Here is a 6,545-nt window from a genome sequence, read left to right as displayed (position 1 = left end):
GCTCGTAGCCGTTGAGGTACTTGCCGATGAAGCCGGTCGTGTATCCGCGGGCGTCGAGCGAGACGTTGACCGATCGCTTCAGGTTGCCGTAGCGCCGGAACGCCGCCCAGCCACCCGTCGGGCGCTGGGGATCGTGGATCGTGTTGTTGAGCACGCCGGTCAGGTGCGGTGGCAGCCCTGTCAGGAGCGACGAGCGGGAGGGGCAGCACGAGGAGTCGACGACGAATGCGTTGTCGAACGAGGCCGACCTGGCCTGCAGCTTGCGGGCCTGGGGCATCGTCCGCAGCAGCTCGACAGAGAAGTCGTCCATGAGGATCAGGACGATGTTGGGGCGCGTGGTCGCCGCGCCGGCCCGCGGCACGGAGCCGCCGAGTCCGACCACCGCGGCGAGGCCGAACACCAGGGTGAGCCCCAGGCCGGCGCTGAGGAGGCGTCGCTTCATCTGCTTTTCCTACATTCTCGAGTGACTTTATATAGTTTTAGCACAGCGCGAACTCCGCCGCCGCCCAAGAGCGCGTGAGGTGGGCCATGGCTCGCGCGGCGTGGGAGGCTCAACGCATGGCGCTCGACGGACTCGGCACCCCCGGCGGTACGCCGGAGCGACCTGCCCTCTTCTTCGACGGGCCCGCCGAGTTCGCGGCGTGGCTGGAGGCCAACCACGCCACAGCCCCTGAGCTGTGGATGGGGCTGCACAAGAAGCACGTCCCCGACCGGGGGCTGACCTGGGAGCAGGCGGTGCCGGAGGCACTGTGCTGGGGCTGGATCGACTCGGTCGCCCAGCGCATCGACGACGACTCGCGCCGCCAGCGGTGGACGCCGCGACGCAAGGGCAGCCGCTGGTCCCGCATCAACATCGAGCTCGTGGAGCGGCTGAAGGCGGAGGGCCGTATGCAGCCACCCGGCCTCGCCGTCTACGAGGCCCGCACGGACGAGGTGGGTTACAGCAGCAGCGACACCATCGGCGTCACCCTCCCCGACGAGTACGCCGCCCGGCTCGCCGCCGACCCGAAGGCGGCGGCGTTCTGGGAGATCGCGACGCCGTCGTACCGGCGGATCTGCATCACGTGGGTGCTGGGTGCCAAGCAACAGGCGACCCGCGACCGTCGGATGGCGCAGCTGCTCGAGGAGCACGCTGCGGGTCGGATGATCCCGTCACAGCGCTATGGCGATCAGCCGAAGTGGGTCGAACGGGCAGCGGCGGCCGCACGCCAGGCCTAACGTTGAGCACATGCTGCGCGCGTTGCCGTTCCTCGTCGTCTTCGTCCTGGCGATCTTCTGCCTGGTGCAGGCGATCTCGTCGCGTGACGACCAGGTGCGCAACCTGCCGAAGATCGCCTGGATCCTGCTGATCCTCTTCTTCCCGCTGGTCGGCTCGATCGCCTGGCTCATCGCCGGCCGCCCGGTGCGCGCACCGCAGCAAACCTGGACCCCGCCCGGCTTCCCGGAGTACGACCGTCCGGGCCGCGCCTCCGCGGGCAACCCCGACGACGACGCGGAGTTCCTGCGGAAGGTGCGCGAGCGCGCCGAGGCGCAGCGACGGAAGTACGCCGAGGAGAAGAAGCGTCGCGAAGCGGAGGAGCAGGAGAAGCCGGACGCCGAGCCCTCCCCGGAAGGCTCCTAGCGAGCTACGCGCTCTGCTCGTCCGCGACGGCCAGCTGGCGGTGGACGGCCTGGGCAGCGGCACGTCCCGCACGGGTCGCGCCGATGGTGCTGGCCGAAGGGCCGTAGCCGACCAGCTGCACGCGGGAATCGCGCGCCGCCGTCACCGCGGTCTGCACGTCGTGGCTGGTCGTGAGCAGCTGGATGCCGCCTTCGGGGCCGCGCAGGTGCAGCGGTGCCAGGTGGTCGATGGCCGGCCGGAAGCCCGTTGCCCAGAGGATCACGTCGACGCGCTCGAAGGAGCCGTCCGCCCAGCGCACGCCGTCCGGCTCGATCTGCGCGAACATCGGCCGCCGGGCGGCGTACGCACCGAGCCGCTCGGCCTCCCGCTCCTGGTCGCGCAGCGCCAGGCCGGTCACGCTGACGACGCTGGCCGGCGGGAGCCCGCGGGCCACCCGCTGCTGCACCATCGTCACCGCATCGCGCCCGACCGACTCGTCGAAGCCGTCGCGCCAGACCGGCTCGCGCCGGGTGACCCAGAGCGTGTCGGTGATAGGCGCGAGCTCGCCGAGGAACTGGACGGCCGACGCGCCGCCACCGACGACGAGCACGCGCCTGCCGCGGAAGTGGTCGCGCCCGGGATAGGCGACTGTGTGCAGCTGCTCTCCGCGGAACGTCTCGGCACCCGGGTAGTACGGGAGGAAGGGCCGGGTCCAGGTGCCGGTCGCGTTGACCAGGGTGCGGGTGTGCCAGCTGCGGGCGCCGGAGTGGACGACGAGGAAATCACCGTCGCTCGTCACGCTGTCGACGGCGACCGGGCGGACCACGGGCAGCTCGTGCAGTGCCTCGTAGCGGGCGAACCACGCCGGCACGACGGCGTTCGCCCGGTCGTCGGATCCGCCGGGAGCGGGGGCGTCGGGCAGGTCCGCGACGCGGTGCACGTCGTTCATCGACAGCGAGTCCCAACGGTGCTGCCAGGCACCGCCGGCACGGTCGTCGGCGTCGAGGACGACGTGGTCGATGCCGAGCCGCTTGAGGTGGTACGACGTCGACAGGCCCGCCTGGCCGGCTCCGATCACCACCGCGTCGTACGTGTGCACGGAGAGGGAACGCCGACGGGTGCGCGACGATTCCGGCACGACGGGTGAACGGACTCACGCGCGCACAGCCCGGGGGGCGGCGTACTCTTTCGGATCGTGGCTGAAGCAGAGTTCAAGTACTCCGACCTCCTCCCGATCGGCAAGGACGACACTCCTTACCGACTGATCACGACGGAGGGAGTGAGCACCGTCGAGGTCGACGGGCAGACCTTCCTCAAGGTCGCTCCGGAGGCGATCCAACAGCTGACCGAGGCGGCGATGCACGACATCAGCCACTACCTCCGTCCTGCTCACCTGAGCCAGCTCCGCAAGATCATCGACGACCCCGAGGCCTCGGGCAACGACCGCTTCGTGGCGCTCGACCTGCTGAAGAACGTCAACATCTCCGCCGGTGGCGTGCTGCCGATGTGCCAGGACACCGGCACCGCGATCGTGATGGGCAAGAAGTCCGAGGGCGTGCTCACCGGCGCCGACGACGCGGAGTACGTGTCGAAGGGTGTCTACGACGCCTACACGAAGCTCAACCTCCGCTACTCGCAGCTCGCCCCGCTGACGACGTACGAGGAGAAGAACACCGGCACCAACCTGCCCGCGCAGATCGAGATCTACTCGACCGCGCAGGGGCCGAAGGGCCCGGAGTACAAGTTCCTCTTCATGGCCAAGGGCGGCGGCTCGGCCAACAAGTCCTTCCTCTTCCAGGAGACGAAGGCGGTGCTGAATCCGAAGCGCCTGCTGGAGTTCCTCGACGAGAAGATCAAGTCGCTCGGCACGGCCGCCTGCCCGCCGTACCACCTGGCCGTCGTCATCGGCGGTACGAGCGCCGAGTTCGCGCTGAAGACCGCCAAGTACGCCTCCGCGCACTACCTGGACAACCTGCCGACCGAGGGCTCGATGTCCGCCCACGGCTTCCGCGACCTCGAGCTCGAGGAGCAGGTCTTCAAGCTCACGCAGGAGTTCGGCATCGGCGCGCAGTTCGGCGGCAAGTACTTCTGCCACGACGTCCGCGTCGTGCGCCTCCCCCGCCACGGTGCCTCGTGCCCCGTCGCGATCGCCGTCTCCTGCTCGGCCGACCGGCAGGCGCTGGGCAAGATCACCGCCGAGGGTGTCTTCCTCGAGCAGCTCGAGACCGACCCGGCGCAGTACCTCCCCGACACCGAGGAGCAGCACCTGATCCAGGGCGGCGAGGTCGTGAAGATCGACCTCACCCAGCCGATGTCGGAGATCCTCGCGGAGCTGTCGAAGCACCCCGTCAAGACCCGCCTGTCGCTCACGGGCCCCCTGGTGGTGGCGCGCGACATCGCGCACGCCAAGATCCAGGAGCGTCTGGACGCGGGCGAGGGCATGCCGGAGTACATGAAGAACCACCCGGTCTACTACGCCGGCCCGGCCAAGACCCCCGACGGCATGGCTAGCGGCTCATTCGGACCGACGACCGCCGGCCGCATGGACTCCTACGTCAAGGCGTTCCAGGCCGAGGGCGGCTCGATGGTCATGCTGGCCAAGGGCAACCGCTCGAAGCAGGTCACCGAAGCGTGCGGCACCTACGGCGGCTTCTACCTCGGCTCGATCGGCGGCCCCGCCGCCCGCCTGGCCCAGGACTGCATCAAGTCGGTCGAGGTCCTGGAGTACCCCGAGCTCGGCATGGAGGCGGTCTGGAAGATCGAGGTCGAGGACTTCCCGGCGTTCATCGTCGTCGACGACAAGGGCAACGACTTCTTCACCGACCCGAGCGGCGCGGTCACCGTTCCGATCTCGGGCCTGCGGGTGCGCTCCGCAGAGTAGTCCGGCAGCTCGAAAGGGGGCGTCCACCGATCCCGGTGGGCGCCCCCTTTGACGTCGCACCGCTTACACACTGGACAGAGGCGTGCGTCCAGCCGGTGCTGGCAACTACCCGATCACCTTGTTGAGCACACCAATCGCAGACGCGCGTACTGCCGATTGATGGCGTAGGAGTGCCAGCGCTGCCGGTAGTAAGTGAGCTGCTGCGCGTAGGAGGACCCGGCCCAGCCGGTCGAGTACCTCTCGAAGAGAGCATCTACGTGCGGGATCCGCGGACTCCAGTAGGACCAGTAGCGGTGAGCGGAGAGCCCATTCCGGTAAGAGGTCAGTTCGGCCTTGAATGTCGCAAGCGCCGAGGCGCTGATCCGAATATCCGCGTCCGCTCGAGGCTGCTACTGCTTGCGCGCGGCGACGGCGCCACGAGCCGGCGAGGAATGCGTCGAGGCTGAGCGAACCCGCACCAACCACCGGCCGTGTGACGGGACACCCGCGGTGCGACGTCTCCCACTGCCCAGCGCCGCTCTGACGAAGATCCACAGTGGGCGTACGCCGCCGTCGCCATCGCACCGGCACGCCCCACGGGACCGAGACCCTGATCCGCTGCCTTGGCTGAGTGATCGAATCCCGACGCCAACAGGGCGGACGTTCTGTCCAGGAACGCCCGTGGCCCCGCCTCGAGCACAGAGGGCCACCACCTGCCGTCCTGCAGCAGCGCGCCAGGCGCAACGCCGCGCTCTGCGGGCCGATCCGTCGCCATCGGCCGGCACGAACATGCGCGCGGACCTCCGCTCGCGTCGTACCAGCTGCGTAGAGCTGACGCCGGGAGAGGACGCCAACTTGGGGGTCGCGAGCTGGACGAGCTCACCACGGCGTTCGGGATGACGGAGGCGGGGCATGGCGGCCAATGTCGCGGACTGCTCCCACACTCGTCGCACATACGTGCAGGTCGGTGGAGAAGCGCCGCCTCGCGCGGCTTGGTGGTCGAAACCGGGCCGTAGTGCTCTTCTCCCCCACAACGTCATAGGAGCTGGTCGCTAGAACGACCAACTCCTATGACATCCGGGAGGTACGAGGCCTCCAGCGACATGCACCGAAGGGGAACCTTCCGCCCTCGGCCGTACGTTGGCAGGAGGACGAGAGGAGGAACCCATGCAGTGTCCTACCGACGGCTCCACCCTGGTGATGAGCGAGCGCAGCGGCATCGAGATCGACTACTGCCCGCAGTGCCGGGGCGTGTGGCTCGACCGCGGCGAGCTGGACAAGATCATCGATCGCTCGGTCGCGATGCCCGCCCCGCAAGCGCAGCAGGCCCCGCCTGCGCCGGTCCAGCAGCGCCAGCACCAGAGCTACCAGCAGCCGTACTACCCGAAGAAGCGTCGCGAGAGCTGGCTCAGCGAGCTCTTCGACTGAGCTGTCCGGCCAGCCCGGCACAGAACAACGTCATAGGAGTTGGCCGCTCTAGCGACCAACTCCTATGACGTTGCGAGCGGAGTGCGGGTCAGGACGTGGTGCTGACCGCGTCGACCTCTTCGCCGAGCACGTTGTGCGTCGGCTCGGGCTTGGCGGGCTTCGCCTTCACCTTGCGGGCGCGGCGACGACGCCAGGCGCTCACGAAGATCGCGTCGAGGCTCAGCGCGCCGGCGCCCACGGCCAGCAGCGCCAGTGCCGCGGCGCCGATGACGGCGACCAGCTCCCAGCCACCGTCGCCGACGAACACCGTCGTGCCGCGGTGCGCGAACCAGAACGCACCGGCCATGTCACCGATGACCGCGAGCGCCGCGAGGGGCGTGAAGAGGCCGAGCAGGAGCAGGATGCCGCCGCCGAGCTCTGCGGTGATCGCGAACGCCGCCGCCGGGCCGGCGTTCGGAATGCCCATGTCGGCGAAACCGGACTCGGTGCCCTCGAGGCCCCAGTCGTTGAGCTTCTGCCAGCCGTGCGCGATGAGGACGACGCCGAGCAGGGCCCGTACGCCGAGCAGCGCCAGGTTGCGCCGCGTGCTGTTGATGACGGTCCCGAGTGCCATGAGTCTCTTCCTTGAAGGTGGGTGATCCTTCACCCAACGTAGGA

The 6,545-nt window shown here is 69.1% G+C and carries 7 protein-coding genes; 4 read left to right on the top strand and 3 right to left on the bottom strand.

Translation table 11 applies throughout. The annotated features are described in order from the left end of the window. On the bottom strand, positions 1–442 hold a 442-nt coding region (locus VLF38_RS17125; RefSeq protein WP_325272446.1), incomplete at its 3' end, for a sulfatase-like hydrolase/transferase. Between the two features lie 116 nt (positions 443–558). On the opposite strand from VLF38_RS17125, the gene VLF38_RS17120 reads away from it, so the two are divergent. Together VLF38_RS17120 and VLF38_RS17115 are read left to right on the top strand one after the other, a co-directional pair. After that, a complete protein-coding gene (locus tag VLF38_RS17120; RefSeq protein ID WP_325272445.1) occupies positions 559–1,218 on the top strand; it encodes a YdeI/OmpD-associated family protein in 660 nt (219 codons plus the stop codon). A 10-nt stretch (positions 1,219–1,228) separates the two neighbouring features. After that, positions 1,229–1,621 (top strand): PLD nuclease N-terminal domain-containing protein, encoded by a 393-nt coding sequence (locus VLF38_RS17115; RefSeq protein WP_325272444.1) that lies wholly within the window; start codon positions 1,229–1,231, stop codon positions 1,619–1,621. A 4-nt stretch (positions 1,622–1,625) separates the two neighbouring features. Here the strand turns inward: VLF38_RS17115 and VLF38_RS17110 are convergent, their stop codons facing one another. After that, entirely contained in the window at positions 1,626–2,699 is a 1,074-nt protein-coding gene (locus VLF38_RS17110; protein WP_325272443.1) for an FAD-dependent oxidoreductase, read from the bottom strand. Between the two features lie 96 nt (positions 2,700–2,795). Here VLF38_RS17110 and VLF38_RS17105 point away from each other — a divergent pair, with 96 nt between their 5' ends. Both VLF38_RS17105 and VLF38_RS17100 read left to right on the top strand, forming a co-directional pair. Beyond that, on the top strand, positions 2,796–4,481 hold the full coding sequence (locus VLF38_RS17105) for a fumarate hydratase (RefSeq protein ID WP_325272442.1): 1,686 nt from the start codon (positions 2,796–2,798) through the stop codon (positions 4,479–4,481). A gap of 1,146 nt (positions 4,482–5,627) precedes the next feature. Beyond that, a complete protein-coding gene (locus tag VLF38_RS17100) occupies positions 5,628–5,888 on the top strand; it encodes a zf-TFIIB domain-containing protein (protein WP_325272441.1) in 261 nt (86 codons plus the stop codon). A gap of 88 nt (positions 5,889–5,976) precedes the next feature. Here the strand turns inward: VLF38_RS17100 and VLF38_RS17095 are convergent, their stop codons facing one another. Next, positions 5,977–6,501 (bottom strand): DoxX family protein, encoded by a 525-nt coding sequence (locus tag VLF38_RS17095; protein WP_325272440.1) that lies wholly within the window; start codon positions 6,499–6,501, stop codon positions 5,977–5,979. Positions 6,502–6,545 lie beyond the last annotated feature (44 nt).

Source organism: Nocardioides sp. (assembly GCF_035481145.1).
In the GTDB taxonomy this organism is placed as follows: domain Bacteria; phylum Actinomycetota; class Actinomycetes; order Propionibacteriales; family Nocardioidaceae; genus Nocardioides.
The sequence above is the reverse complement of the archived record's forward strand: the minus strand, read 5'-3'. Positions and strand labels throughout refer to the sequence as shown.